Origin of the sequence: Pseudomonas sp. 51_B, assembly GCF_017491595.1 — a bacterium.
Classification (GTDB): domain Bacteria; phylum Pseudomonadota; class Gammaproteobacteria; order Pseudomonadales; family Pseudomonadaceae; genus Aquipseudomonas; species Aquipseudomonas promysalinigenes.
In genome coordinates this window covers 1-249 of sequence record NZ_JAFGYW010000530.1, presented here as the reverse complement: position 1 = coordinate 249, position 249 = coordinate 1, and the positions used below count along the sequence as shown (strand labels likewise).

Annotated in this window: 1 protein-coding gene; it reads left to right on the top strand. The window is 59.8% G+C overall.

Features of this window, described 5'->3' with window-relative positions; all coding sequences use genetic code 11:
* The coding region (locus tag J5M56_RS26060; RefSeq protein ID WP_207938197.1) for an amino acid permease at positions 1-249 on the top strand (249 nt) is incomplete at both ends.

Genomic DNA, 249 nt, shown 5'->3' with positions numbered 1-249 from the left:
GGCTGGCGGTGTCGCTGCTTGGGGCCTTGCTGTCCTGGGCATTGTTGTGCGCCGAAATTCTTTTTGCCACGGCCCGTGACAAGACCATGCCGCGCTTTCTGGCCAAGGAAAACGCCAACCAGGTGCCGGCGAACGCGCTGTGGCTGACCAACGCGATGGTGCAGATCTTCCTGGTCATCACGCTGTTCTCCAACAGTACCTACCTGTCGCTGATCTACCTCGCCACCTCGATGATCCTGGTGCCTTACC